This window comes from Psychrosphaera sp. 1_MG-2023 (assembly GCF_030548245.1).
In the GTDB taxonomy this organism is placed as follows: domain Bacteria; phylum Pseudomonadota; class Gammaproteobacteria; order Enterobacterales; family Alteromonadaceae; genus Psychrosphaera; species Psychrosphaera algicola.
Window position 1 is genome coordinate 1 of the sequence record NZ_JAUORW010000069.1, and the last position, 539, is coordinate 539.

Consider the following 539-nt stretch of genomic DNA (forward strand, 5'->3'; position numbering starts at 1 on the left):
AGTGATTTTGGCCACCTAATTAGAGGATGTTATGATTGAATCATAACAGTATTAGGTGAAGATAATGGCTAAGAAGTCACGTAAAAATTTCAGCCCAGAATTTAGATTAGAAACGGCACAATTGGTACTCGATCATGGTTATACCCATGAAGAAGCAGCTAAGGCCATGAATGTGGGTTATTCGACGATTGGTAAATGGGTTAAACAGTTAAAAGAAGAACGGCAAGGTAAAGCGCCTAAAGCAACCCCCATGACTCCCGAGCAGCTTAGGATAAGAGAGCTTGAAAAGAAAATCGAACGCATTGAATTAGAAAAGGAAATTCTAAAAAAGGCTACGGCTCTGTTGATGTCGGACTCACTGAACAATTCGAATTAATCGAAAAACTCAATCAGAGCCATAAAGCCAGGTATCCAATAAAAATATTGTGTGATGTCTTCGGTGTTAATCGTAGCAGCTTTAAATATTGGCTGAAACGAGATAATTCGCCGTCAGTCGAGCATCAAGTATTACTAAAGAAGGTTGAGAATGCTCATGAGTT

1 pseudogene is annotated in these 539 nt (G+C 39.0%); it reads left to right on the forward strand.

What is annotated here, in order from left to right:
• Positions 1-64: 64 nt before the first annotated feature.
• Positions 65-539: pseudogene (locus Q4575_RS19755) on the forward strand (transposase); the annotation flags it as partial.